Below are 24,585 nucleotides of genomic sequence, written 5' to 3'. Positions count from 1 at the left end.
CCCCGCAAAAAATATTTTCCTGTACATGAAACTTTTTTTGTACAGGAAAAGTCGGACCGTTGATGTCATTTGAACATCATTGAGCTATCACGCTGCCTCGTCGAGACACAGCCCTGTGAAGCATTCAGTCAACGGTTTAGGAGCGGTCCTTCCTATGTTTTCCAATCTGAGCATTTCACAAAAGCTCTATGCCGGTTTCGGCGTCGTCCTGCTGATCCTCCTGCTGCTGGTACTAGCGGCCCTGCGCGGTTTCGATCAGGTCAGCAGCAGTGTCAAAAGCAACATCCACAGTTACGAGGTCCTGAGCCAGTCCGACGCCCTGCTGCGCAGCCTGATCAATGTCGAGACCGGTATGCGCGGTTATGCCCTCACCGGTCGCGACAGCTTCCTCGAACCTCTGGAGCAAGGCGAAAAAGCCTTTGCCGACTATTACGCCCGGATCAAAAGCAGCACCACAGACAACCCCGAGCAGCAGGCACGCCTGGAGCGACTCAAGGCCCTGCACGACCAGTGGCTGCGCGACGACGTCCAGGGCAACCTGGACCTGCGCCGGGCGATCAACGCCGGAAGCCAGCCTGCCGAAGCCATGGCGGCGCAAATCAGCGCTGGCCGCGACAAGGCGAAGATGGACGCCATGCGCCAGCTCACCAGTGAGCTGCGCGACGCGGAAAAAAGCCTGCAGGACGCCCGCAGCCAGGCCATGGACGACGCCAAGGCCTCGGCCCTGGCGATCCTGATCGGCGGCGGCTTGCTGGCGGCGGTGCTGGCCATGCTGGTGGCCTGGTCGCTGTCCAGCAATCTGGTGGGCCGTATCCGCCGGGCCGTGGACGTGGCCAAGGCCATCGCCGCCGGCCGCCTGGACAGCAGCATCAGCGCCACCGGCCGTGATGAGGTGAGCAACCTGCTGCAGGCCTTCGCCGCCATGCAGGAGCGCCTGCGGACCATGATCAGTCAGATCAAGCAGGGGGCCGACCAGTTGGTCAGCGCCTCCCAGAGCATTTCCAGCGCCTCGTTGCAGCTCTCGGCTTCGGCCCAGGAGCAGTCCCACTCGGCCTCCTCCATGGCGGCCACGGTGGAAGAGCTGACCGTGAGCATCAACCATGTGGCGGACAACGCCGGGGATGCCCACGCCCTGTCCAGCGAGTCCGGGCGCCAGTCCGAGGAAGGCGGCAGCGTGATCCAGGACACCCTGGGCAGCATGCGCCTGATCGCCGACACCGTGCAGGCTTCGGCCACCCAGATTGGTGAACTGGGTCAGCACGCCGAGCAGATCTCCAGCATTGTCAGCGTGATCAAAGGCATTGCCGAACAGACCAACCTGCTGGCCCTGAACGCGGCCATCGAAGCCGCCCGGGCCGGGGAACAGGGTCGCGGCTTCGCCGTAGTGGCCGATGAGGTACGCCTGCTGGCCCAGCGCACGGCCAACTCGACCCAGGAGATCACCGAGATGGTCGGCAAGATCCAGCTGGGCACCCGAGAGGCGGTGAGCAGCATGGACGTGGGGGTCAATCAGGTGAAAAACGGCGTCGAACTGGCCCAGCAGGCCGGTGAGGCCATCGTCAATATCCGCACCTCGTCCGGCAATGTGGTGCGGGTGGTGGACCAGATATCCCTGGCCCTGCGGGAGCAGACCGCCGCCAGTCAGGATGTGGCACGCAATGTCGAGCGCATCGCGCAAATGTCCCAGCAGAACAGCCAGGCCGTGGAGGAAACCACCGAGACGGCCCGCTCCCTGCAGCAACTGGCGCAGAACCTGGAGCAACAGGTGAACGTGTTCCATCTGTAGGTTCAGCGCCCTGGCCAGGGCGACCGCCCAGTCATCGACGCAAAACCCTGGCATCCCCGAGGTTTTGCGTTTATTTCTGATCACCGTCCCCTCTGCAAAGGAGAGCAGCCCATGATCGATCGACCCACCGCTGCGCCGTTCGAACAAGTCGCCGCCGCCATGCACGGCCAGCCGTTCATGGTCCTGACCGGGGCCGGCATCAGCACCCCGTCAGGCATCCCCGACTACCGCGACAGCGAAGGCGTGCGCCGCGGCAAGCAGCCGATGATGTATCAGGAGTTCCTTGGACAGGCCAACGCCCGTCGTCGCTACTGGGCCCGAGCCATGCTCGGCTGGCCGCGCATGCGCCAGGCCCGGCCCAATGCCGCGCACCAGGCGTTGGCGCAATTGCAGGCCGCAGGCCGGATTGCCGGGGTGATCACCCAGAATGTCGACGCCCTGCACGATCAGGCCGGCAGCCTGGACGTCATCGAACTGCACGGCAGCCTGCACCGAGTGCTGTGCCTGGATTGCGGCCAGCGCAGTCAGCGTGATGCCATCCAGCAGCAGTTGCAGGCGCTCAATCCCTACCTGGCCGGCGTCGACGCGGTGCAGGCGCCGGATGGCGACACCCTGCTGGACCCGGCCTTCGAGGAACGCTTCCAGGTCCCCCGCTGCCCCTATTGCGACGGCGACCGCTTGAAGCCCGACGTGGTGTTCTTCGGCGAGAACGTGGCCCAGAACACCGCCGCCCGGGCCTTGAGTGCCGTACACGAGGCCGCCGGCCTGCTGGTGGTGGGTTCATCGCTGATGGCGTATTCGGCGTTTCGCTTGTGTCGCGCCGTGGCTGAGCAGGGCAAGCCGCTGCTGGCCATCAACTTCGGCAAGACCCGCGCCGACGAGTTGCTGGACCTCAAGCTCGGCGAGCCCTGCGACCGGTTGCTGCCGCTGTTGGCCGAACGCCTGCTGCGCTAAGCCTCAAAGCATGGCCACGCGCTGGTCGAGGTTTTCCTCGCGCAGGATGTCGAACAGCGCCTGGGCCGCGGTGGACAACTCCTCCCCCGGCTTGGTCAAGACGCCGATGGCTCGCTCCACCACCGGATCATCCAGGGTCAGGCAATGCCCGCCCAGCTCGCGCATGTGCTGGGCACACAGCGCCGGCACCGCACTGACACCCAGGCCGCTGGCGACCATGCGCCCCACGGTTGCCAGCTGATGGCTTTCAAATTCCACCGGCAACTGCACGCCTCGGGCCCGCAGATGGTCCTCCAGCATCACCCGCACCGTGGACGGCCGCTGCAGGGTGATAAAGGGCTCCTGCAGCAGCGTCTGCCAGTCGATGCGGCTGCGCTGCGCCAGGGGCGAATCCTTGGGCACCACGGCCACGAAACGGTCGATGTACAGCGGGGTGAAGAGCAAGGAAGTGCTGTCCTGAGGCTCGAACGCCACCCCCAGTTCCACCTCGCGGTCGCGGACCATCTCCAGCACCTGCTCGTTGACCACGTCATTGACCGTGACGTTGACCTGGGGGTAACGGGCGCGAAAGTGCTTGAGGATCGGCGGCAGCAGATTACCGGCAAAGGACGGCATGGCCGCTACCGTCACCCGCCCGCGCTGCAGGGTGAAACGCTGGCGCAGTTCGTCCTCGGCGTTGTCCCAATCGGCGATCAGGCGCCGGGCCAGAGGCAGCAGAGCCTCGCCTTCCGGGGTCAGCGCCACATTGCGTGTATTGCGGGTAAACAACCGTCCGCCCAAGCCTTCTTCCAAAGCCTTGATGGTCAGGCTCAAGGCCGACTGCGACAGGTGCAGGCGCTCGCAGGCCAGGGCAAAGCTCAAACTGTGGGCCACCGCCAGAAAGGCCCGAATCTGTTTAACCGTCATCTGTCATCCTCAGGAGGCAGCCGCCAGCTATAAACTTCAGGCCGCAAGCTTGGAGCTGATTATGCTGCTTTTCAAATCAATCAACCTTAAAAATCAACTTAACAAATCAATCGTGCAGCGCAACACTGATCCGCAAACGGCTGGCCAGCCGCCAACGAACAAGAAAGAGGATGGTGCAAATGGCAGGTTTCGATAAGCGCGTGGCGTCCTACGAGGAAGCCCTGGAAGGTCTGCAAGATGGCATGACCGTGATCGCCGGCGGCTTCGGTCTGTGCGGTATCCCCGAGAACCTGATCGCCGAGATCAAGCGCCGCGGCACCCGTGATCTGACCGTGGTGTCGAACAACTGCGGGGTCGATGGTTTCGGCCTGGGCGTGCTCCTGGAAGACCGCCAGATCAGCAAGGTGATCGCCTCCTACGTCGGTGAAAACGCCCTGTTCGAGAAACAGCTGCTCAGCGGCGAAATCGAAGTGGTGTTGACCCCCCAAGGCACCCTGGCGGAAAAAATGCGCGCTGGCGGCGCCGGCATCCCGGCCTTTTTCACCGCTACCGGCGTCGGCACCCCGGTGGCCGACGGCAAGGAAACCCGCGAGTTCAAGGGCCGCACCTACCTGATGGAAGAGTCCATCACCGGTGACTTCGCCATCGTCAAGGGCTGGAAGGCCGACCATTTCGGCAACGTGGTCTATCGCCACACCGCGCAGAACTTCAACCCCCTGGCGGCCACCGCCGGCAAGATCACCGTGGTCGAAGTGGAAGAAATCGTCGAGCCGGGCGAGCTGGACCCGACGCAGATCCACACCCCTGGCATCTACGTCGACCGGGTCATCTGCGGCACCTTCGAGAAGCGCATCGAACAGCGCACCGTGCGCAAGTGATCGCCCTTCCCCAGCCCGACTAAAAGGACAACAAACATGGCTCTTACCCGCGAACAAATGGCTCAGCGCGTCGCCCGCGAACTGCAGGACGGCTTCTACGTCAACCTCGGCATCGGCATTCCGACCCTGGTGGCCAACTACATCCCCGACGGCATGGAAGTCATGCTGCAGTCGGAAAACGGCCTGCTGGGCATGGGCGCCTTTCCTACTGAAGACGAAGTCGACGCCGACATGATCAACGCCGGCAAGCAGACGGTCACCGCACGCATCGGCGCCTCGATCTTCTCCTCCGCCGAATCCTTCGCGATGATCCGCGGCGGCCATATCGACCTCACCGTGCTCGGCGCCTTCGAAGTCGACGTGCAAGGCAACATCGCCTCGTGGATGATCCCCGGCAAGCTGGTCAAGGGCATGGGCGGCGCCATGGACCTGGTGGCCGGTGCCGAGAACATCATCGTCACCATGACCCATGCCTCGAAAGACGGCGAGTCCAAGTTGCTCAGCCGTTGCAGCCTGCCGCTGACCGGCGCCCAGTGCATCAAGCGCGTGCTCACCGATCTGGCTTACCTGGAGATCGAGAACGGCGCCTTCATCCTCAAGGAGCGCGCCCCCGGGGTCAGCGTCGAGGAAATCGTCAGCAAGACCGCCGGCAAGCTGATCGTGCCGGACCACGTGCCTGAAATGCAGTTCGCTTAAGGAGCCCCAACATGCAAGACGTCGTTATCGTTGCCGCTACTCGTACCGCCGTGGGCAGTTTCCAGGGCTCCCTGGCGGGCATTCCCGCCGTCGACCTGGGCGCCGCGGTGATTCGCCAACTGCTGGCCCAGACCGGCATCGACCCGGCCCAGGTGGACGAAGTGATCATGGGCCAGGTGCTCACCGCCGGCGCCGGGCAGAACCCCGCCCGCCAGGCCGCGATCAAGGCCGGCCTGCCCCACGCCGTGCCCGCCATGACCCTGAACAAGGTCTGCGGCTCTGGCCTTAAAGCCCTGCACCTGGGCGCCCAGGCCATCCGCTGCGGCGATGCCGAAGTAATCATCGCCGGCGGCCAGGAAAACATGAGCCTGTCCAACTACGTGCTGCCCGGCGCCCGCACCGGCCTGCGCATGGGCCACAGCCAGATGATCGACTCCATGATCAGCGACGGCCTGTGGGACGCCTTCAACGACTACCACATGGGCATCACCGCCGAGAACCTGGTGGAAAAATACGGCATCAGCCGCGAAGCCCAGGACGCCTTCGCCGCCGCCTCCCAACAGAAAGCTGCAGCGGCCATCGAGGCCGGGCGCTTCGTTGACGAGATCACCCCGATCCAGATTCCCCAGCGCAAGGGCGAACCGCTGACCTTCGCCACCGACGAACAACCGCGCCCCGGCACCACCGCCGAAGCCCTGGCCAAGCTCAAGCCGGCATTCAAGAAAGACGGCAGCGTCACCGCCGGCAACGCCTCGGCGCTGAACGACGGCGCCGCCGCAGTGATGCTGATGAGCGCCAGCAAGGCCCGGGCCCTGGGCTTGCCGGTACTGGCCAGGATCGCCGCCTACGCCAACGCCGGGGTCGATCCGGCGATCATGGGCATCGGCCCGGTCTCCGCCACCCGCCGCTGCCTGGACAAGGCCGGCTGGACCCTGGACCAGTTGGACCTGATCGAAGCCAACGAAGCCTTCGCCGCGCAATCCCTGTCGGTGGCCAAGGAGCTTGCGTGGGATGCGAGCAAGGTCAACGTCAACGGTGGCGCCATTGCCATCGGCCACCCGATCGGCGCGTCGGGCTGCCGGGTGCTGGTGACCCTGCTGCATGAAATGCTCAAGCGCGACGCCAAGAAAGGCCTGGCGACCCTGTGCATCGGCGGCGGTCAGGGCGTGGCATTGGCCATCGAGCGCTAACCATCCGGCCCGCGACCTGCGCGGGCCTGTCCCTCAGAAACATCCCGTTGTGAGCCCGCTTGCCAGCGAAGGCGTTCGAGAGATCGCCTTTGCCAGCAAGCGGGCTCCTGTAGGAGGGTGTCGGTTTTCATAGGATGTTACGTAGCTGCCCCTCCAGGCGCCGCGCTTCCTCTCGCAACGACTGGCAAAAGCCCTCGACAAAACTCGATGACGGCCGGTAATCCGGGCGGATCAGCATCACCCGATACGGCACCGACAGCTGCAGCGGACGGATCGCCAAGCCACGCCCCACTTCCTCCATGGCGCTCAAGGGATTGATGATCGCCACCCCCAGTTTCTGGCGCACCATGGCGCACACCGAGGCGGCGTTGGTGGTTTCCACCACCACCCGGCGATCGACCCCGGCCTGGCGAAAATGCTCGTCCAGGGTTTGCCGGTAGATATCCAGGCCCGAAAGATTGATGAAGTTCTGCCCGCGAAAATCCTCCGAAGCCAGCCGTGGCCTGGCCAACAGCGGATGATCGTCCGGGAGGATGCAGACCATGTCGGCGCAGAACAGCAGCTCCCCTTGAGTACCTCGTGGCAGGTGCTCGCTTTCGGTGAGGCCCAGGTCATGGCGCTGGGCGCTGAGGGACTCTTCCAGCAGCGGCGATTCCTGGGCAGTGATGCTCAGGCCGATCCCCGGATGCGCTTGCAAAAAGCGCTGGCACACCCGCGGCAGCAGGGTCTGGGAGAACAGTGGCAGGCAGCTCAGGCTCAACTGACCGTGCTCGAAACGGCGGATCGACTGGGCCACGCTGTTGATCCGCTCCAGCCCCACATAGGCCCGCTCGACCTCTTCAAGCAACAGCAGGGCCTGGGCCGTGGGCAACAGGCGCCCGCCTTCGCGGTCGAACAGGCGCAGGCCGGAAAGCGCCTCCAGCCGCGCCAGTTCGCGGCTCACCGTGGGCTGCGAGGTGAACAGCAGGCGCGCGGCGCCGGTGACGCTGCCGGCCTGCATGATGGCGCGGAATACTTCGATGTGCCGCAGGGAGATGTCCATGAACAGAGGCTCGCTTGATCGCTCAACCCATATCAGATCTGAATCAGGCTACAAAGAATAGATATTTTATTGAATGACCGGAAATCGGCATGCTGCAGCCACTCTCACTGACCACAGACAGCAATCCCCATGGCCATTCCCTTCTCTCCTGCTCAACTCGTCGCCGCTGCCCGCCAATATGGCACTCCACTGTGGTGCTATGACGCCGCCACCATCCAGGCGCGCATTGCCCAACTGCAGGCCTTCGACGTGGTGCGCTACGCCCAGAAAGCCTCGTCCAACCTGCACCTGCTGCGCCTGATCCGCGAGGCCGGGGTACGGGTCGACGCCGTATCCCTGGGGGAGATCGAGCGTGCCCTGCTGGCCGGTTTCAGCCCGGTGGATGCCGGCATCGTCTTCACTTGCGACCTGTTCGACGCAGCCACCCTCAAGCGCGTGGTGGAACTGCAAGTGGAGGTCAACGCCGGCTCCATCGACATGCTCCGTCAACTCGGGGAGCAGTCCCCGGGGCACCGGGTCTGGCTGCGGATCAACCCGGGCTTCGGCCACGGCCACAGCCGCAAGACCAACACTGGCGGCGAGAACAGCAAACACGGCATCTGGCACGATCAGGTCGGCGAAGCCCTGGCGGTGATCCGCCAGTACGGCCTGCACCTGGTGGGCCTGCACATGCACATCGGTTCCGGGGTCGACTACGACCACCTGGAGCAAGTGGGCGCGGCCATGGTGACGGCGGTGAAATCCCTGGACCACGACATCGAGGCGTTCTCCATTGGTGGCGGCCTGTCCACCCCTTACCGCGACGGTGACACCGCGGTGGACGTGCAGCGCTACGCCAACGCCTGGAGCGTTGCGCGCCGGGAGATCGAGGCCTACCTGGGCCACGGCGTGCGCATGGAAATCGAGCCCGGACGTTTCCTGGTGGCCGAGGCCGGTTGCCTGGTCAGCGAAGTACGGGTGGTGAAGACCGCCGGCCAGCACCACTTCGTGCTGGTGGACACCGGCTTCAACGACCTGATGCGCCCGGCCATGTACGGCGCCTACCACGGCATGAGCCTGCTGGACGCCAGCGGCCAGCCGGTGCAGCGCCCGCAACAGCTGACCGTGGTTGGCGGCCCGCTGTGCGAGTCCGGCGATATCTTCACCCAGGACGACGAATGCCTGACCCCGCGCCTGCTGCCCCAGGCCCAGGTCGGCGACCTGCTGGTGCTGCACGACACCGGCGCCTACGGCGCCAGCATGTCCTCCAACTACAACAGCCGGCCGCTGCTGCCGGAAGTGCTGTTCGCCAACGGCCAGCCACAGCTGATCCGCCGGCGCCAGCCACTGGCGGACTTGCTGGCGCTGGAACTGGGGTTGTAAGCCCCCTCTGGATACCGATCCGGATAGCGACACAGGGAAACAAGGCCCTGTGTTCGCCCAGCCAGGTGCTCGTCCCTTTCCATGCCATCGCGCTGCTGACCGGCTTAGCCAGCCTGCTCCATGGACAAGGCAATCCCCTTGAACTAATAGTCAGTAGCCAGGAGTTCCGAGCACAAGGGAGAGAGCCATGAGCGATGCAGACAAGGGTAAGAAAGAACCCGGCAAGAGCGAAGGCGGCAGCGGGCTCACCTCGATCTTCAACCTCATTCCCAGCATCTATTACGACCTGATTGCGCGAATCTGCCCAGGCATGGCGTTCTGGATCGTCCTGGCCTTCAAGTACCCGCTCCTGCCAGGGGTTGAACCGCAAAGTGTTCCAGCAATGCTCACAGGCACTCTGCTTATCGTATTGATCATTCTTAGCTACGTATCCGGCATCGTCTTCACAGGTTTTGCCGTCCTCTGGGACCTGTTGTCCATCGCCCTCTTAGCCAGCAGCCGGAACATGAAACAATTGCTGGGACTGGACGGAGAAACATCCACCTCCTTTACCAGGCAATGGAAACATCTTTCAAAGCGCATCGACCAAGTCATAAAAGAGGATGAGGGGGCCGGGAAGACACTGGTGAAGGCCATGGCGGAAGTGACGCTTTGCCAGAACCTGCTGAGCGGATTCATTACCCTGATCACCATAGAGTTGTGCTACAACACCCCAGTTTTTCTGCCCATCGCGCAATACAAGTTACTTTACCTGGGCATTAGCATCGCCCTCATCAGTTCGATGCTATGTCGTCAGGCGATGTTTCTTGGTCGCGTAGATGACTTGCACGAAATCTACATAAAAGGCCGCGAGGTCTAAGCGCCCAAGATATCAATTGTCATAGTAGATACTCTGGATTCCAAGAATCCGCACGACTTGAGCGCCCTGCCACTCTCGTTTGAGCGCTACCACTGCCAGCAACTTGTTCGATGTAGCATCCAGGTTCTTCTTGGCCACAGGAAGAAAGATCGACACCTGACTGGCAAGCGTTGCCTCTACAGGGATCTCATACTGCTCTGCGCGATAGCACTCCATGTGCAAGACGTTGCCAATCAAGTCTTTGATAATGAAATACTCTCGTGAAAAGTCCTCATTCTGAGGCAATTCGGCTTGGCTCTTGTCCCACAGCAACTGCCCTTGGGGGGTCACCTTCGACAGTGCGAGCCGCACATCCGCACTTGAGATCCGGTGCTCTGCGGTGAAATCCAGTTTTGCAATCAAATTGTTCAAGAGCGCATTGATTTCGTTCTCTCCGGGCGTGGCGCCATCCAGGTGATGAGCCAGCAAGGATACGGCCAGAAACTTGCTGCCGGTGCCTTTGCCACCCCAGCCGAACTCTCCTCGATTGGCATGCAGGTCTCGTCGTCCTTCCAGCAGATGCTTACGTGACGATTGGAGATCAAAGCAGATAACCAGCCTGACCCCTTCGACAATCCTCAATGAATACTCGAAATCAGGCTCTTCCTGATAATGCTGTGTAGGCATGACAATACGTTCGTATATTTTGTTTATATACACTTTATTGTTCGCTACATCGGCCTCATACATGCCATTTTCAATGCTATTGAAGATCACCTGCGAACTAAGATTTCGGTACTTTTCATAGGTTCTTTTCTTGGTGACAGAGAACACATAATTATCCCCCCTGTCCTCGAAGCATTGAACAATTTCTTTGGCCGAAAAGAAGTAGGTCAGGTCATTACCCTGATCATCCTGGGAGTGGATCAAGCAAAAAAACTCGCAGCGGGGAACCTGTTGATCCAATACATAATGCTTTTGGATACGCACCGGATTTTTCTTCTGGAAGTACTTCGACTGCACAATACCGAAGCACTGGATGCCACCAGCGGCAGCCCTGATGGACTCAAGATCGGTCTGCGGAAACTGCACCAGAAAATCTGCGCCATCCACATCGGGGGTGCGCTTCAAAACCCAGAATCGTTTCAACAACAGCGCCGATGTTTTCTGCTCACCGATACTGCCATTGATCTCCTGTACACCTAGCCCCATGCCTACGCCCCTGCCCGCCTGATTGATGGAAACTCCATTGCCTCCCCCGGCCGGAGCAAGCGGTCAGGGGAGGTTGATTATCCATCAATCGGCATAGCTGAGGACGCCCCTGCTACCAAGGCATCAGTTGCAGCCGTTCCTCCTGGTTGTTCACGCTGTCGTCCTGCTTGCGGGTCAACAGCGGCGCACCGTCGGCGCCGTAGAACTGCACCACCAACTCGGCGCTGTCGGGATGCAAGTCGAGACGGGCGAAGTTATCGGCCTGGGTAAAGGCCCAGGTGTGGTAATCCATGGTGTGCGTACCGTCGAGAAGCGCAAAGCTATCGGGCGTCTGCGGCGCCGTTGAGTCGTGCACGTAACCGGCCGGGTCACCGTCGGCAAAGGGAAAAGGCCAGTAGAAGGCCGACGAGGTGACGGCATAGGACTTCAGGGCCTGACCCGCGGCACTGAACGCCAACCGGGAAATGTTCGAGCAGTGAATGTCTCCGGACAGGAACACCACGTTCTGCACCTGGTGCTCGATCATGGTTTCCAGCACGGCGCGTCGCGTGGAGGGGAAAGCCGACCAGGAATCGCTGTCGTTCTTGTGGCGCACGGCATCAGAGTCTGTGCCCACGGTATCCACGCCGTTGGGCACAAAGACGCTGGAAGTGACCACGAACTTGGGGATGTTGCCCCGATCCTCCTGCATGTGCCGCAACCAGGCACACAGCCGGTCGAGCTGACCCGGCTCGCTGGGGTGCAGTGAAGGACGGCCCAGCAGATGGTTGTCCTCCAGGGCGTCCGGCACATCATCGAGAAAGCGCTGGGTACGGGTGTCGAGCACGAAGAACGGGTAGTCGCCACAGGAGAAGTCGTAGAACAGCTGGTTGGTCTGCAACTGCTGCAGGTACTTGTCGTCACCGGTCATGGCCCGGCCATGGACATAGCTGTCGGCAAAGCGGGGTCCATGGCTCCACTGGTAACTCATGTAGGCGCCCATGGCGAGGTTGAACAGCAGGCGCTTGTCACGGTCCTTGCGAATCCGGTCCTGGGTCCAGTTGTCCTCGATCTCGTGGTCGTCGAGGATCATGTAGGTGGGCAGGTGGGCCAGCAATTGGCGGATGTTCGGCGAGCCGAAAGCGCTGTGGTAGCGCTCCTCGAATTCCTCGAAAGTATCCGCCAGCCCCACCGGCACCAGGCGGTTGAACAGGTCGGCATAAATCTGGTCACCCACCATCAGCACCAGTTGCGCATCCCCATGGTCGGCCAGCATCGGTCCGAAGATGGTGTCGGAATTCTTGCGTTTCCACAGCAGCCCCGGGTAGCGGCAAGACCCCAGCAGAAAGCTCAGGGGCGCGGGTTTGGCGCCGGCACTGGCGTGGGTTGTGAACTCGGCTTCGACGTACATCTTGTCGGCCCCGGTGCGGTTCAGATCATTGGCCCAGGCGCCAGGCTCGGGCAGGCGCTGCACCACCGACTCGCTGGACACATCATCATCGTTGCTGCCCGCGTCATCGACGTTGAGCGACGCCATGCGCACCCGATACCGGGTGTCAGGCGTCAGCACAAAGGGCTTGAGCTGCTTGCGCGCAGCCTGGTTGCTCCACAGGCTGGTGTCGACACCAAGATTGAAAGTGCCGGTACGGTGGTACTCGCGTCGCAAGCGAAAATAGAAGATGTTGTCCGCCGCGACCCGACCATTGCTGCCCACCACGCCAATCACGCCGATGGTGCGGATATCCTCCGCCACGCCCTTCTCGTCCAGGGCATCGGAGGCGGCGATCCATAAACGGCAGGACGTATCGGTGGTGTGCCCGACAATCGGGCCTAAAGAAGGGGTGCGAAGTGTACTCACGGTGACCTGCTCCTTGGTGGGGTGTGCAGGCCAAGCTTAGTTCGGGCGCGGCAACCGACAAGCCCGATCAGGCGCCTCGGACAACCGGTCGAAACAGGCGACAATCAGCGCCAGCAGCATCAGAACGGCAGCGACCGCAAAGGTCCAGTGCATGCCACGGGCCACCGCCGCGACATCGGCAGGACCGCCCTCGCCCGGCCGCGACATCACGGCAAACAACGCCCCCATGGCGGCCGCGCCGCTGATCAGGCCAAGGTTGCGTGACAAGCTCAACAGGCCCGCCGTCAGCCCCCGTTGCTGCGCTGCCACGTCGAGCATCACCAGGCTGTTGTTGGCCGCCTGGAACAGCGCATAGCTGGCGGTCACCAGGGCAATGGGCAGCAGGTACCCCGCCAGCCCCAGGCTCACGGGCAACAGCGCCAGCAGGCACAGACCGAAGAACATGCCCAGCAGCCCGAGCCGGCACAAGAGCCGGGCGCCGAGCCTATCCACCAGGCGTCCGGCGGGTACCCCGCTCAGGGTCGCCACCAGCGGCCCCAGGGACAGGCACAGGCCCACCCAGACAGTCGCCAGCCCCAGCCCCTGGGACAGATAGAAAGGCCCGATCACCAGAGTGGTCATGATCACCGTGGACACCAGCAGGCTCAGTAGCAGGCTGCGGCGCAGTTGCGGCCGGCGCAGCAAGGCGGGCTGAAACAGCGGCGCGGCTACCCGTCGCTCTACCCACACCAACAGCACGCCCCCACCCACCGCTACCGACAACAGCCCCAGGTTCAACAGCGCCAGCGGGTTGTCCCCCAGGGTCAGGGCCAGGGCATAGGCACCCAGGCTCAGGGCCAGGAGCAGCGTCCCGGGCAGATCGAAAGCGCTGGCTGAGGTGGCTTTGGGGTCCTGTGGCAGGCAACGCCAGGCCAGCAGCCAAGCCAGTAGCCCCAACGGCACATTGACCAGGAAAATCCAGCGCCAGCCGACGCCGGCCAGTAACAGGCTGCCCAGGGACGGACCGAGAGTGGTGCCCAGGGCCGACAGGCTGCCCAGCACGCCCATGGCCGTTCCCGTGTGAGCTTTGGGTAGCGCATCGCCCACCAGGGCCATGCTCAGGGCCAGCATCAGGGCCGCCCCCAGGCCTTGCAGGGCCCGGGCCGCCAGCAGCCAACCGAGGCTTGGCGCCAGACCACAGAGCAGCGACGCCAGGGTGAACAGGGCGATCCCGCCCAGCAGCACCCGGCGCCGGCCCAGCAGGTCTCCCAGGCGCCCGGCGCTGGCAATCAAGGTGGTGATCACCAGCAGGTAGGCCAGGACAATCCACTGCACCTGCTGGAAGGATGCCTCCAGGCTCCGGGCCAGGCTCGGCAGCGCGGCGTTGGCAATGCTGGTGTCCAGGGACGGCATCAGCGTCGCCAGCGACAGGCTGGCCAGGGCCCAGCGTGCACGGGGTTGAAGCGCGGGACGGTTCGACTCAAGGGTGGACATTGCGCAGACTCCATCAAGGCATTTGCCCGCCAGCCTATGTCCGCGCCAGACCTGGCGGAAGACGCAGGCTTTGCAGTTAATTGATGCATACAACGCCATGTCAGCTCTGGGCGTGCTAGATTCCGCCCATGTCGACTCCCGATCTGAATCTGCTGCTGACCCTGGACGTGCTGCTGAGCGAAGGCAGTGTGGCCCGGGCCGCCCTGCGCCTGAACCTGAGCCCGTCGGCCATGAGCCGGGCCCTGTCCCGCCTGCGCCAGGCCACCGGCGACCCGCTGCTGGTCCGCGCCGGACGCGGCCTGGTGCCCACGCCCCGGGCACTGGAACTGCGCCAGCAAGTCGGACCGCTGGTTGAGCAAGCTCAGGCCGCCCTGCGCCCGGCCGAGCAGATCGACCTCAGGCAACTGGTGCGCACCTTCACCCTGCGCAGCCGCGACGGTTTCGTCGAAAACTTCGGCCCGGCCCTGGTCAACCGCCTGCGGGCCGAAGCGCCCGGGGTACGGGTGCATTTCGTGCCCAAGCTGGACCGCGACAGCAAGCCCCTGCGCGAGGCCAGCGTCGATCTGGAAACCGCAGTGATCGATGCCGACACCAGCCCCGAGTTGCGCACCCGGGCGCTGTTTCGCGATCGCTTTATCGGCGTGGTGCGCAGCGACCACCCCTTGAGCCGCGGCCCGGTGAGTCTCGACCACTACCTGGCCGGCCAGCACATCCTGGTGTCCCACCAGGGGCACGACCATAGCCGCATGGACGATACGCTGCAGGCCCTGGGCCGGCAGCGGCAGATCGTCACCCTGGTCAGCGGTTTTTCCGCGGCCCTGGCCCTGGCCCGGGGTTCGGACCTGATCGCCTTGGTGCCCGAACGCCACACCAGCAACCTGCGAGAAGGCCTGCACAGTTTCCGCCTGCCGGTACCGCTGCCGGAGCTGACCATTTCCCTGCTCTGGCACCCGCGCATGGAGGCCGACCCGGCCCATCGCTGGTTGCGCCAATGCGTCCACGAACTCTGTAGCGACACCACAGATACCCTACCCGGCGGCCACCACCGCTGATGCCCCTTGATCCTCGAGACCCTGCAATGCCCTCACCCTCACTCGCTGTACCCGTTGCCCGCCTCAAGTACCTACCCGCCATCGTCGCGCTCCTCTGGGGGCTGTCCCTGGCAATCGTCCGGGCCGGGCAACCGATGGAGTATTTCTGGGAAAACTTTGCCGCCTACTGGCTGCCCCAGGGGCTGATCCTCGGCCTGCTGCTGTGCACCCGGCCCACGCCGGCGCTGTTCACCGGAGTGGCCCTGGCCCTGGCCGCGCACCTGCAGCTGTTCAGCCTGTGGATCAGCTCCCCGGAGGACTCCATGGGCTGGCTGTTCTACCTGTTGGACTTTCCCGGCGCGCTGATCGGCGCCGCCATCGCCCGTTTCCTGGCCACGCGCGTGGCTCCCGGCAAGCCACTGATCAATGGCCTGCTGGGGGTCGGCTGGGTGTCGTTGGGGCTGTTGCTGAACCTCAAGCTAATGATGTCCAGCCAGGTCTGAAACGGGCCGGCGACTGCGGCCCGGGGGAGTGAAACCCGCCCGGACCACTGACGGCCCGGGCAGGCAATGCCTCAGCTGTGGCCCTGGCTGAGGTTCGACAAGCGCCCGGACAGGGCCTGCATGGCCTCGCTGACCTTGTCCAGGGCCTGGGCGTCCCGGGCGTTGTCCTCGCTGATGCCGTGGATGCGCACCGCCAGTTCGTTGATCTCCTGGGTCACATGGCTCTGCTGCTGCGCCGCCACGGCAATCTGCTGCGCACGCTGGGAAATATCGTCGAAGCTGGTGACGGTGCTCGACAGTGCCTGCGACGCGCCGGAGGCCTCGCCCACGGCTTCACGGGTCCGCGCCTCACCGGCCTGAATCGCCTGGACCGCCTGACGTGACGCCTGCTGCAAATCGCTGATCATGCCGCTGATCTCGTTGGCCGAGGTCTGAGTGCGGCCGGCCAGGGTCCGTACTTCATCCGCCACCACGGCAAAGCCGCGGCCTTGCTCCCCGGCCCGAGCGGCCTCGATGGCGGCGTTGAGCGCCAGCAGGTTGGTCTGCTCGGAGATGGCCTTGATCACATCCAACACCGCGCCGACCTGCTGGCTGTCCTGTTCCAGGCGCTGGATCACCGCGGTGGCCTCGGCCATTTCCGTGGACAGCTGCTGGATCGACTGACTGTTGGCCGCGACCCGCTGCTGGCCGTCCTGCACCACCACCAGGGATTGGCGGGCGGTGTCGGCGCAGTTGTTGGTGTTCTGCGCCACTTCAAGAGCACTGGAGGACATCTGGGTAATGGCCGTGGCCAACTGGGTGTTTTCCTGGCGTTGCTGCTCGGCGCGCTGGGCCAGGGTGCTGCTGAGCTCACCCAGGCGCGCGGCTTCGTTCTGCAACTGCTGGGCTTCGCTGGCGATCTTGTGCAGCATCTGCCGCAGTTGCCCGGCATAGCGGTTAACCGCACCGCGCAAGGCGCCGATCTCATCGGCCCGGGCCACGTGCAGCTCGGCGTTGTCCGTGGCCTGACCGCGGCCCAGGGCATCGATCTGCTGGGTGGTTTCCTCCAGTTGGGCAATCAGCTTGTGCCCGGCCAGCCAGGCGAAGAACAACAGCAGCGCCAGCAACGGCAGCAGGAACAGCAGGATCTCGGTGGTCATGGCCCGAGCCAGGCCGGTGACCTTCTGCTCGGGGGTCACCAGGCCGATGGTCCAGCCACTGCCGGGCATGCTGAACAGGCTGACCCGCGCCGCTTCCTGCAGCCGGCCATCCTCTGCCAGATCCAGGCTGCGCACCTGCCCGGCAGGCGCCGCCTTGGCCAGGGCCTCGGCCACCGGATGCAGCCAGGGCTGCTGCTTGCTCAAGGCGTCGAAGCTGAGCATCTGCCCACCGCCACCGGCCTGGGCATCAGGGAAATACAAGACATTGCCGGCCTGATCCAGGGCAAAGGCATAACCGCCGGTGACCGCGCCCTGTTCCTTGAGGAAACGCGCCAAGTCATCCAGGCGCAGGTCGATGGTGGCGACCCCGGCGAAGGCGCCGTCCTGACGATAGGGCACGCTGCACGTGGTCATCGGCACCTGGGTCACCGGGTCCTGGTAGGCCTCGGACCACAGGCAACGCCCCGGCGCACTGTTGCGCGCGCCGGTGTACCAGGCTTCATGGTGATAGCCGGCGCTGCCGGCAGCGTTGTAGTCATCGGAGAACGCCAGGGGCCCGGCATCGCTGCGCGCCCAGAAGAAGCTGCGGCGCTCGACCCCGGCAGTGAAGGCATTGGGTTCCGGCCAGATGCCGCCCCCGGCGATCGCCTTGTCGCCTTCGTGGTCGATCAGCTTGGGCAAGGTGGCCATCACCAGCGCCTGCTCCTTGGGCAGCCCTTCCACCAGATGGGCCATGCTGGCCGTCACCCCTTCGATCCCGGCCAACTGCAAGGCCAGTTGCCGGACGATGGCACTGCCGGTCTGTTCAATCAGGGCCGAGCTCGCCGCCACCACTCTGGGCTGCCCCCGCAAGGTCATCACGGCGAACACCGCCAACGCCGTGAACAGCAACAGCAGCACACTGCCGAGGGTCAAACGATGAGACAGACGAACCGGTAGCAAGGCCATGACGAACTCCGTATCAATAGGCATGCAGAGCTTATCGACCAGGGTCATGGATCACTTGAGAAAAGAGTGACGCCGATCACGTTTTGTGTGACCAGAATGTGTGTATGAATTCCCGCGACCGGCTCGGCAACGGCGCTGATGGCAGCACTCGCGCTCGACAGAGTGTGTCCGGCCCTGCACCACGGGTTCAATCGGTGGACGAATGCTCGCAGCTGCGAATGACCGTCACCGTCTTGCCCCGGCCAGCGCCAGGGAGCTACCCAATCACTCGGGCATCAACCTTCCAGAACCAGCATGAACTGGCTGAACCGGTCGATCCCGTCCTTGGACAACTGGAGCCCGGTCTCGCCCATCCGCGACATCCACTTGCCGTTGTCGCCGCGCAGGGAAACCTGCCCGCTGGCGGTATCGATGGCATAGGCGAATTGGCAATACTGATCGATGCTGTCCTTGGACAACTCCAGCCCCGTCGCCCCCATGCGCGACATGAACTTGCCTGTGTCGCCCTGCAGCGCAAGTTTCTTGTCGGTGCCGATTTGCACCAGCACCACCCGGAACTTGCAGTATTGGTCGATGGAGCCCTTGGAAAGCTCAAGCCCGGTCGCGCCCATCCGCGACATATAGTTGCCCGAGTCGCCGCGCAGCGAGATGACACTACCGTTTTCAATGACACGTTGTGGAATGACGATCATGGTTGGCACTCCTTGCTGATTGGATGTGTTCCTGTCTGTCGCGGGGCCTGAAGCCACCGTGTCATCGGCCTCCCTGAGCAGGAGGTACGACGCCCGGCAAGACTTGCCGCAGGCGCAGTGTAGTTGAGCCCCTGGCGGCGCTCGGGATGGCCGCAAGACAACAGGACCAACGGTTGCCGTGGTCCTGGAACGCTCAGATCAAAGGGTTATGCAAGGTGGGCGGCAGACAACCCGAGGCGATAAGTGCACGGGTTGCAGCGGGGCAGCAAGCGACTGCCCGACAGTCTCACGAAAGCGGCCCAGGCAAGACCGCGTCGACTGTTTTCAATCCGGATTGGCGTTCATGTAGCGCGAGTAGTTCTCGACGTAGTCGGTGAGGTTCTCTTCCAGCATCAGGCGGAACTCCTCAAGGAAATAGTCCACCGCCTGCTGCTTGGACGCCGCTAGTTCCTCGGCATTACGGCAGCCGCAGGCGCTGACCCAGGCGCTGAAGCGCGCATTGGCGTACATCAGCGAAGCGCTGGCCTTGCCCCGGCTGCTGTCGGCGATATGGGAGTTGGTCAACTCGATGATGGCATCGGCGCGGTTGTAGAAATCCTGATCCGGTTCGTTGGCCACGGGGCGTTCCTCTGGCTGGCTGGGAAAATAAGGCGCAGGAGTATAAGAGGTTTGTCACCGCGAACCGATTATTTTCACCCCGCCCACTCCCCCATCACCCCGGAAACCGGCTGGGCGCTGCACAGACCTTGGTCCCCCTGCGGCAAACCTTCGCAGGCAAGCCCGCGCCAGCACAACGGCCTGTTCGATGCCGTGGGCCGGGGCCTTAGCGGCCTGGTGCCGGCAACGCCCGCAGGTATTCGGCCAGCAGCGCTTCGCTCTTGCCCTGGGCCAGCACCACGCTGTTATTGGCCGCTTGCAGCGCCTGCTGCAGATGATGCTCGCCCTGCTGCCGGTCGCCCTCCAGGAAGGCTTGCAAGGCCAGGCAACGCGGTCGCAGCCAGGGTGCGTTCCAATCCACTTCGGCGCTCATCGGGGGGCTGTTCAAGGGGGCGACGTCACGCTGCACAAAAGCGCGGCAGAAGGCCAATTCGCTACGCAACAATTCGATCAGGCCACTCATGCCGTTCAGCTCCGTCGCCCGGGCCACCAGCAGCTGTTCCAGCGCCTGTTCCATCTGCACCGCGGCCGGCCAGTCGCCCTGATCCTGCAGGGCATTGAGGCGACAGCCGAAAGCGAGCAACGGCCCGGGCATGGCGCCTTCGGCCAAACGCTGCAGATCTTCCTCCGGCAACTCCGCGCTGGGCACCCCGGCCACGGTCTGGGCCAGCAGGCGCGCCTGGGCCAGCTCCGGGCGTTGATCGTCGCGATGCATAAACCAGCCCAGCAGGAGCATCCCGTCACTGGGCGACACCCGCCAGGCCGGCATCAGGTTCCCCAGGCCCATGGCCAGATTGATCGCGGCGAACGCCAGGGCCATGGCCCCGGGCACCCCGGACCAGGACAGCCCGAGCCCCAGGGCAGCGGCGCCCAGCAGCAGGTTCAGCAGCGGCCCGCAGAGGACCACCACCATCCACTGCCGCCGCAGCGGGCGTTGCAGATTGCTCACGGCAATCACATAACCGCCCAGGCGATTGCGCTTGAGCTGCGGCGCCCAGCGCAACCGCCAGCCGCGCCGCTGCACCTGGATTTCCACCGCGGCCACCCGCACCTGCAACACCGGCATGGCGCACCCGCGTGCCCCCAGGTAATGCCCGCCCTCATGCACCACCAGCGCGACCACCCCCAGCAGCGACGCCAGGAACATCGCCAGAAAGGGCTGCAACCCGGACTTGATGGTGAACCCCAGTATCAGCGCGGCGATAAACCAGCCACTGAGCAACACCAGGCGTTGCAGAAGCGTCAGCAGTGCGTTCAAGGCCTTGAGCCAGGTATTGCCATCCATTGGGTACATCCTTGTGAGAAAAACCGACACCAGCGCGGGCGCGCAGACTGCCAGTTTCTCCGGTACACACTCAACTGCCGCTTCAACCTGTCGCCCTCACCCCGCCTACTGCAGACGCTGGGGGCCGCCAGCAAGCCAGCGCCTGTGCAGATGCGCAGGCCGACGGCGCTTCAGGCAGCAGCCCGGAGTCGGGACACTCCGGGCCGAGGCGGATCAGGATCGCCGCGCTGTCGCTGAGGATACGGCCGTCAGGGTGGCCATCTGCAACAGCGGGTTGAGCCGCGCCAGGGCCTCGCGCCCCGGGCTGTCATCCCAGGCCGTGGCACTCCATCCGCAACAGGTGCGCGCCCAGCGAACGCGCCTCGATGCGCACCGGCAGGAACGCTTCGATCACCCGGATATTGCTTTCCAGGTGCTCGGTCATGCACGGCGTGGTGAAGCTGCCGCCGCCGGCCAGGGCCATGGGCAGCAGCAGTTGATCGGCCAGGTGCTCGGCCACCGCCGCGCCGGAGTCCAGCCAGGCGCGGGCCTGATCGATGGCAACGTCGGCGACCTTTTCCGCCCGCAGGCTGTTCTGGCCGAATCCGCTGAACAGCTCGGTCAGGTGCTCGAAGGCGAACTCCAGCAACAGCACATTGCCCGGGCCGTATTGTTCATCCAGCTGCACCGGGGTGAGGTGCTCGCGCGGCAGTTCCAGGCGATTGTGCACCCGGCGCAACTCGCGCTCCGCCACATGCTCGGGCAGGCCCGCGCTCAGCGCCCAGGCCCGACTCCCCAACAGTGCGCCACGCTCCTCAAGGTGCAGGGGCTGCAGCACCGACGGTTGAACAAAGGCCTCCAGCTCACCACCGCCGGCCGGGACGAAGCCGTGGCGCAGCAATTGCAGTTCCACCCGCCCGCCCATGCGCCGCAGCAACGGCAACCAGGCTTGCTGGAGAAAATCCACCGGCGGCGCCAGGGGGTTGTGGGTGCCGCCGCTGATGCTCACACGGCTGGGCTGCGGCGCATGCAACAAGGCCGGCAGCAGGGTCTGCAGCACCAGGGTGCAGCTGCCCGCAGTGCCGATGGCAAAGCGGTAGTCGCCGCCACGGATCGGCCCCGGTTCGAAGGTCAGGGCCTGGGAGCCGAGTTCGACCCCCGAGGTCTTGGCGCCACAGACCTGGGCCGCGGCCTGCACCGCCGTCAGGTGCTGACGCAGCAGCCCCGGGCGGCTGCGCCGGGCACGAATATTATGGATACGCAGGGTCTTGCCGCTGAGCATCGACAAGCTCAAGGCGCTGCGCAGTACCTGGCCGCCGCCGATGGCGCCGTCCAGTTCGATGACATCCTGTTTCATTTCATTCCTCAGGCGTAGTGCCGGACGGTTTCCCGCAGGTAGGCGTCCAGCAACGCGTTGTCTTCATGGGTACGCGCCAGTTTCGGCACCGGGCGTTCCAGCTCGGCGGCGATAAAGGCGTGCAGTGCCTGGCGCCGCGGTCCGTAGGCGGACTCGTCGGCGCAGCGTTTCAAAACCAGCAGCTCAGCCACTTCGTCCAGCAGTGGCTGATGGTCGACGGTGGTCAGCAGATCGGCAAAGGTCATCGGCGGTCGGCCGCGCCCTTGATCGATCCAGCGCACGGCGAGCAACGGCCGCAGCACGTAGAAGTACTTCTTGAAACGCACGCTGTCGCCTTGCAGGTAACCGCGAAAGTTCTTCTTGGCCATCGACAGATAATGATTGCGTGCCGCCGGCGGGCTGTAGAACGCCTCCGCCAGCTCCCGCAGGCGCGCGGCGGCAGCCGGTTCGCTGCGATACACCAGGGGCGAGTCCAGCCACTCCAGCAGGGTCGGGTTGGACTTGCGCAACAGCCCGAGGGTCTTGCGCAGTTCCCAGCCGCTGATGTCCAGCTCGTCATCCAGGGGCCGCTCGATCACGTCGCGCCCGGCATCCACCTGGATGAACCATTCGGGCTTTTCCACATAGACGAAACGCACGTCGTAATCACTGTCGGTGGAGGCAAAGCCCCAGGCCCGACTGCCGGATTCGCAGGCATACAGCACCTGCACATTGCGCTCGCGCTCGATCCGCGCCAGCTCGGCCAATACCCGTTCGCGCATGGCGTTACTCAGGGGATGGTGCTCCAGGTGTTCCATGATCCTTTTTCCTTGTTCAATCGGTGGTGCTGGCAGCCAGCACACTCAGGGTCCGGCGCACGGGGTTCCACACCGTCAGGCACCAGACGCCCCACCACTCCAGGCCTTCGTCGAAATAGTCACTCCAGGGCAGCAGGTGCGGGCCCATGTCCGGCGCCAGAAAGTCCAGTTCCAGGTTGCCTACCCAGTTGATCACCTGGGGCTGCTGTTCGGGGTCCAGCCCCAGCACGTCCAGCCATTGGCCGTAAACCTGCCGCGCCTGCTCGGCGCCGCCAGGGAAATGCAGCCCGTATGGCGGCTGGCGAAACGCCCGGTACAAGGCCAGGTCCTGCTGCTCCAGGTTTTCGCAGACCAGCTGCCGGACCTGTTCCTGGCTGAGCGCCTCAGGCACCGCCCGCTCCTGCTCCCAGCGCATCGACGTCAAGCCGACGTCGGCGTAGCGCGGGTCCTGGCGCAGTGTTTCCCAGCGCTCGCGGCGCTCGGCCATGAGTTGCAGGTACAGGTGCTGCAAGCCCTGGCGATGCAGGGCTTGATCCACCTCAGCCTCGGGCTCGACCGCCAGCACCACAAAATCGAAGACGCAGTACACCTCCTTCAGTTGCTGGCGCAGCGCGCGGCAGTGTTCATCTTCCATCCGGGTCAACAGTGGCCGCGGCTGCATAAAGGCTCTCTCCATTTTTCAAAGCAGGCGCTTGGCTGAACCTGCGGGCAATTCACCGGCTGCCTCCATCGCCTGCACACGCTGCAACATGGCTTCGCGCAGCGGCTTGGGGGTGACCGGATCGAACATCCCGTAGCGGCTATCGCACCAGCGCGCCAGAGTCTCACGCCAATAGGCGGCCTCGCTGCCGCCCTGCCCCAGGCGCCACAGCAGGTATTCCAACTGGCGCCAGCCCGGCTTGAGAGCCAGCAGGGCCCAGCGCCGCGCCTTCGGCAGGTCGTGCCAGTGCTGGTCCAGACGCTGCTCCAGGACCTCGTCGAACACCGCCCAGGGTTGCTCGTGCAACAGGCCCAGGGCGCAGTTGAAGACTTTGTCCGAGGCGTCGTCCAGGGCCGCCAGTTGCTCGGCCATGCCACGCTCGCCCAGGGTCTGCAGGGCCAGCCGGCGCACACTCGGCGCCGGCGAGGCCAGGGCCTGTCGCACCATGGCGTCAGCCATGGGTTCCTGCAGTTCCTTGACCAGCCCCAACAGGCCCAGCCAAGCACGCTTGTTCCGTGGTGCCGGTTGTTGCAGCCGTTGCAGCAACACCTCGCGCGGGTCCAGCCCGTGACGGGGCGCGGCCCAATGGGCCAGGCAACGCAAGGCCCCCGAAGGGTCTAGCAAGGCCTGACTCAGATACTCGCGAGGATCGGCCAGCAACGGCAGCAGCAAGCGCAGCGCCTTGACCCGCACACTGGCACCGCAGCTGTGCATCACCTCTTCCAGCAAAGGCACGGCCTGCGCGGCCGGCAGTTCGGCGCAGGCATCCACCGCCATCTGCCGCACACTGACCTCACTGTGGCGCAGAGCCCGAGCCAGCAGCGCTGCCCGATCCTGCGCCCCTTCGAGCAACAGCTCGAAGACAAAGCGTGCGGCCTTGCCCCGGCAATCACCAAAGGCGTCTTCAACTTCTTCGCGTACCTGGGCCAACTGCAACACCGAACGCGCCCGTTCCAGGGTCGCGCCGTGGTCGGCGCGCTGTTTGCCGGCCAGGGCCAGCAGCGGTTTCAGGCTCTGCAACAGCAGCTCGGCGCGCTCTGGTGCCAGATACCCCTCGACCGCCGCGGCAGCCTCCTGGCGTACCTGGGGCACCCAATCGTTGAGGCGCTCCAGCAAGGCCGCCAGGGCCTCGGCCGAAGGCTGTGCGGCCAGGCCGCGCACGGCGGCCTGACGCACGAAACCGTTGCCGAAGCGGCTCAGTTCCAGCCAGGCACTGTGCCGATCCAATTCGTCCATCACCTCCCGCACGCGGCGGGCTTCGTAGTCGCTCAGCTGGTAATGCCAGCCGGGCGGCGCCGCTATCAAGGCGTCCATGTCGTCCAT

General features: G+C 64.3%; 21 protein-coding genes and 3 pseudogenes. 10 read left to right on the top strand and 14 right to left on the bottom strand.

Translation table 11 applies throughout. From position 1 onward, the window contains the following. Positions 1 to 154: 154 nt before the first annotated feature. The 3 genes and pseudogenes from LOY69_RS30555 to LOY69_RS11830 all read left to right on the top strand — a co-directional run. A pseudogene (locus tag LOY69_RS30555) lies at positions 155 to 931 on the top strand (CHASE3 domain-containing protein); the annotation flags it as partial. Then, on the top strand, positions 923 to 1,786 hold the full coding sequence (locus LOY69_RS30550; protein ID WP_372820915.1) for a methyl-accepting chemotaxis protein: 864 nt from the start codon (positions 923 to 925) through the stop codon (positions 1,784 to 1,786). The pseudogene LOY69_RS30555 and the gene LOY69_RS30550, both read left to right, overlap by 9 nt. 111 nt (positions 1,787 to 1,897) lie before the next feature. Further along, a complete protein-coding gene (locus tag LOY69_RS11830) occupies positions 1,898 to 2,740 on the top strand; it encodes an NAD-dependent protein deacetylase (protein WP_110595910.1) in 843 nt (280 codons plus the stop codon). A 3-nt stretch (positions 2,741 to 2,743) separates the two neighbouring features. Here LOY69_RS11830 and LOY69_RS11825 read toward each other — a convergent pair whose 3' ends face one another. Further along, complete coding sequence (locus LOY69_RS11825) at positions 2,744 to 3,646, bottom strand: LysR family transcriptional regulator (RefSeq protein WP_102864184.1); 903 nt, start codon at positions 3,644 to 3,646, stop codon at positions 2,744 to 2,746. A 179-nt stretch (positions 3,647 to 3,825) separates the two neighbouring features. On the opposite strand from LOY69_RS11825, the gene LOY69_RS11820 reads away from it, so the two are divergent. From LOY69_RS11820 to LOY69_RS11810, 3 genes are read left to right on the top strand one after another with little or no spacing between them, the layout of a single operon-like run. Beyond that, positions 3,826 to 4,524: a CoA transferase subunit A gene (locus tag LOY69_RS11820; RefSeq protein WP_011060621.1), complete on the top strand. Its 699-nt coding sequence runs from the start codon at positions 3,826 to 3,828 to the stop codon at positions 4,522 to 4,524. 36 nt (positions 4,525 to 4,560) lie between these two features. Continuing rightward, positions 4,561 to 5,220 (top strand): CoA transferase subunit B, encoded by a 660-nt coding sequence (locus LOY69_RS11815; RefSeq protein ID WP_011060620.1) that lies wholly within the window; start codon positions 4,561 to 4,563, stop codon positions 5,218 to 5,220. 11 nt (positions 5,221 to 5,231) lie between these two features. Next, positions 5,232 to 6,410, top strand: coding sequence for an acetyl-CoA C-acetyltransferase (locus tag LOY69_RS11810; RefSeq protein ID WP_110652954.1), 1,179 nt, complete (start codon positions 5,232 to 5,234; stop codon positions 6,408 to 6,410). A gap of 127 nt (positions 6,411 to 6,537) precedes the next feature. Here LOY69_RS11810 and LOY69_RS11805 read toward each other — a convergent pair whose 3' ends face one another. Continuing rightward, positions 6,538 to 7,452 (bottom strand): LysR family transcriptional regulator, encoded by a 915-nt coding sequence (locus LOY69_RS11805; RefSeq protein ID WP_123392997.1) that lies wholly within the window; start codon positions 7,450 to 7,452, stop codon positions 6,538 to 6,540. 129 nt (positions 7,453 to 7,581) lie between these two features. Here LOY69_RS11805 and lysA point away from each other — a divergent pair, with 129 nt between their 5' ends. Beyond that, positions 7,582 to 8,814, top strand: a complete 1,233-nt coding sequence (gene lysA, locus LOY69_RS11800) for a diaminopimelate decarboxylase (RefSeq protein WP_123392995.1) — start codon at positions 7,582 to 7,584, stop codon at positions 8,812 to 8,814. A 187-nt stretch (positions 8,815 to 9,001) separates the two neighbouring features. After that, positions 9,002 to 9,673 (top strand): hypothetical protein, encoded by a 672-nt coding sequence (locus LOY69_RS11795; protein WP_170004899.1) that lies wholly within the window; start codon positions 9,002 to 9,004, stop codon positions 9,671 to 9,673. Between the two features lie 12 nt (positions 9,674 to 9,685). On the opposite strand, the gene LOY69_RS11790 is transcribed toward LOY69_RS11795, so the two are convergent. The 3 genes from LOY69_RS11790 to LOY69_RS11780 all read right to left on the bottom strand — a co-directional run bounded on the left by LOY69_RS11790 (position 9,686) and on the right by LOY69_RS11780 (position 14,174). After that, positions 9,686 to 10,864 carry a DUF6166 domain-containing protein gene (locus tag LOY69_RS11790; RefSeq protein ID WP_170004897.1) on the bottom strand — a complete coding sequence of 393 codons (1,179 nt, stop codon included), beginning with the start codon at positions 10,862 to 10,864 and terminating at the stop codon, positions 9,686 to 9,688. A 112-nt stretch (positions 10,865 to 10,976) separates the two neighbouring features. After that, positions 10,977 to 12,701, bottom strand: coding sequence for an alkaline phosphatase D family protein (locus LOY69_RS11785; protein WP_265074600.1), 1,725 nt, complete (start codon positions 12,699 to 12,701; stop codon positions 10,977 to 10,979). Between the two features lie 36 nt (positions 12,702 to 12,737). Then, positions 12,738 to 14,174: an MFS transporter gene (locus LOY69_RS11780; protein ID WP_102879989.1), complete on the bottom strand. Its 1,437-nt coding sequence runs from the start codon at positions 14,172 to 14,174 to the stop codon at positions 12,738 to 12,740. A 128-nt stretch (positions 14,175 to 14,302) separates the two neighbouring features. Between LOY69_RS11780 and LOY69_RS11775 the strand changes: the two genes are divergently transcribed. After that, entirely contained in the window at positions 14,303 to 15,226 is a 924-nt protein-coding gene (locus LOY69_RS11775) for a LysR family transcriptional regulator (RefSeq protein WP_110652950.1), read from the top strand. 26 nt (positions 15,227 to 15,252) lie between these two features. Then, a complete protein-coding gene (locus LOY69_RS11770) occupies positions 15,253 to 15,708 on the top strand; it encodes a hypothetical protein (protein ID WP_123392989.1) in 456 nt (151 codons plus the stop codon). A 71-nt stretch (positions 15,709 to 15,779) separates the two neighbouring features. Here LOY69_RS11770 and LOY69_RS30545 read toward each other — a convergent pair. From LOY69_RS30545 to LOY69_RS11725, 9 genes and pseudogenes are all read right to left on the bottom strand, one after another. Then, positions 15,780 to 16,313, bottom strand: a pseudogene (locus LOY69_RS30545) (methyl-accepting chemotaxis protein); the annotation flags it as partial. A 588-nt stretch (positions 16,314 to 16,901) separates the two neighbouring features. Beyond that, positions 16,902 to 17,537, bottom strand: a pseudogene (locus LOY69_RS30540) (cache domain-containing protein); the annotation flags it as partial. A 533-nt stretch (positions 17,538 to 18,070) separates the two neighbouring features. After that, positions 18,071 to 18,487 (bottom strand): fascin domain-containing protein, encoded by a 417-nt coding sequence (locus LOY69_RS11760; RefSeq protein ID WP_047285711.1) that lies wholly within the window; start codon positions 18,485 to 18,487, stop codon positions 18,071 to 18,073. A 324-nt stretch (positions 18,488 to 18,811) separates the two neighbouring features. Continuing rightward, positions 18,812 to 19,105, bottom strand: coding sequence for a DUF3144 domain-containing protein (locus tag LOY69_RS11755; protein ID WP_102864173.1), 294 nt, complete (start codon positions 19,103 to 19,105; stop codon positions 18,812 to 18,814). Between the two features lie 205 nt (positions 19,106 to 19,310). After that, positions 19,311 to 20,429, bottom strand: coding sequence for a site-2 protease family protein (locus tag LOY69_RS11750; protein ID WP_265074598.1), 1,119 nt, complete (start codon positions 20,427 to 20,429; stop codon positions 19,311 to 19,313). A 307-nt stretch (positions 20,430 to 20,736) separates the two neighbouring features. Then, entirely contained in the window at positions 20,737 to 21,765 is a 1,029-nt protein-coding gene (rtcA, locus tag LOY69_RS11740; protein ID WP_213666083.1) for an RNA 3'-terminal phosphate cyclase, read from the bottom strand. A gap of 8 nt (positions 21,766 to 21,773) precedes the next feature. Continuing rightward, positions 21,774 to 22,562 carry a nucleotidyltransferase domain-containing protein gene (locus LOY69_RS11735; RefSeq protein WP_265074597.1) on the bottom strand — a complete coding sequence of 263 codons (789 nt, stop codon included), beginning with the start codon at positions 22,560 to 22,562 and terminating at the stop codon, positions 21,774 to 21,776. Positions 22,563 to 22,578: 16 nt separating this feature from the next. Then, positions 22,579 to 23,223: a hypothetical protein gene (locus LOY69_RS11730; RefSeq protein WP_265074596.1), complete on the bottom strand. Its 645-nt coding sequence runs from the start codon at positions 23,221 to 23,223 to the stop codon at positions 22,579 to 22,581. A gap of 18 nt (positions 23,224 to 23,241) precedes the next feature. Next, positions 23,242 to 24,585, bottom strand: a complete 1,344-nt coding sequence (locus tag LOY69_RS11725; protein WP_265074595.1) for a PBS lyase — start codon at positions 24,583 to 24,585, stop codon at positions 23,242 to 23,244.

It is taken from the genome of Pseudomonas sp. B21-059 (genome assembly GCF_026016285.1).
GTDB classification, from domain to species: Bacteria; Pseudomonadota; Gammaproteobacteria; order Pseudomonadales; family Pseudomonadaceae; genus Aquipseudomonas; species Aquipseudomonas danubii.
The sequence above is the reverse complement of the archived record's forward strand: the minus strand, read 5'-3'. Positions and strand labels throughout refer to the sequence as shown.

What these genes read in the sequence shown, in the direction of transcription:
- LOY69_RS30550 (WP_372820915.1), top strand. Translation starts at nt 923, where the DNA reads ATGCAGGAGCGCCTGCGGACCATGATCAGTCAGATCAAGCAGGGGGCC.
- LOY69_RS11830 (WP_110595910.1), top strand. Translation starts at nt 1,898, where the DNA reads ATGATCGATCGACCCACCGCTGCGCCGTTCGAACAAGTCGCCGCCGCC.
- LOY69_RS11825 (WP_102864184.1), bottom strand. Translation starts at nt 3,646, where the DNA reads ATGACGGTTAAACAGATTCGGGCCTTTCTGGCGGTGGCCCACAGTTTG.
- LOY69_RS11820 (WP_011060621.1), top strand. Translation starts at nt 3,826, where the DNA reads ATGGCAGGTTTCGATAAGCGCGTGGCGTCCTACGAGGAAGCCCTGGAA.
- LOY69_RS11815 (WP_011060620.1), top strand. Translation starts at nt 4,561, where the DNA reads ATGGCTCTTACCCGCGAACAAATGGCTCAGCGCGTCGCCCGCGAACTG.
- LOY69_RS11810 (WP_110652954.1), top strand. Translation starts at nt 5,232, where the DNA reads ATGCAAGACGTCGTTATCGTTGCCGCTACTCGTACCGCCGTGGGCAGT.
- LOY69_RS11805 (WP_123392997.1), bottom strand. Translation starts at nt 7,452, where the DNA reads ATGGACATCTCCCTGCGGCACATCGAAGTATTCCGCGCCATCATGCAG.
- lysA (WP_123392995.1), top strand. Translation starts at nt 7,582, where the DNA reads ATGGCCATTCCCTTCTCTCCTGCTCAACTCGTCGCCGCTGCCCGCCAA.
- LOY69_RS11795 (WP_170004899.1), top strand. Translation starts at nt 9,002, where the DNA reads ATGAGCGATGCAGACAAGGGTAAGAAAGAACCCGGCAAGAGCGAAGGC.
- LOY69_RS11790 (WP_170004897.1), bottom strand. Translation starts at nt 10,864, where the DNA reads ATGGGGCTAGGTGTACAGGAGATCAATGGCAGTATCGGTGAGCAGAAA.
- LOY69_RS11780 (WP_102879989.1), bottom strand. Translation starts at nt 14,174, where the DNA reads ATGTCCACCCTTGAGTCGAACCGTCCCGCGCTTCAACCCCGTGCACGC.
- LOY69_RS11775 (WP_110652950.1), top strand. Translation starts at nt 14,303, where the DNA reads ATGTCGACTCCCGATCTGAATCTGCTGCTGACCCTGGACGTGCTGCTG.
- LOY69_RS11770 (WP_123392989.1), top strand. Translation starts at nt 15,253, where the DNA reads ATGCCCTCACCCTCACTCGCTGTACCCGTTGCCCGCCTCAAGTACCTA.
- LOY69_RS11760 (WP_047285711.1), bottom strand. Translation starts at nt 18,487, where the DNA reads ATGATCGTCATTCCACAACGTGTCATTGAAAACGGTAGTGTCATCTCG.
- LOY69_RS11750 (WP_265074598.1), bottom strand. Translation starts at nt 20,429, where the DNA reads ATGGATGGCAATACCTGGCTCAAGGCCTTGAACGCACTGCTGACGCTT.
- rtcA (WP_213666083.1), bottom strand. Translation starts at nt 21,765, where the DNA reads ATGAAACAGGATGTCATCGAACTGGACGGCGCCATCGGCGGCGGCCAG.
- LOY69_RS11735 (WP_265074597.1), bottom strand. Translation starts at nt 22,562, where the DNA reads ATGGAACACCTGGAGCACCATCCCCTGAGTAACGCCATGCGCGAACGG.
- LOY69_RS11730 (WP_265074596.1), bottom strand. Translation starts at nt 23,223, where the DNA reads ATGCAGCCGCGGCCACTGTTGACCCGGATGGAAGATGAACACTGCCGC.
- LOY69_RS11725 (WP_265074595.1), bottom strand. Translation starts at nt 24,585, where the DNA reads ATGGACGACATGGACGCCTTGATAGCGGCGCCGCCCGGCTGGCATTAC.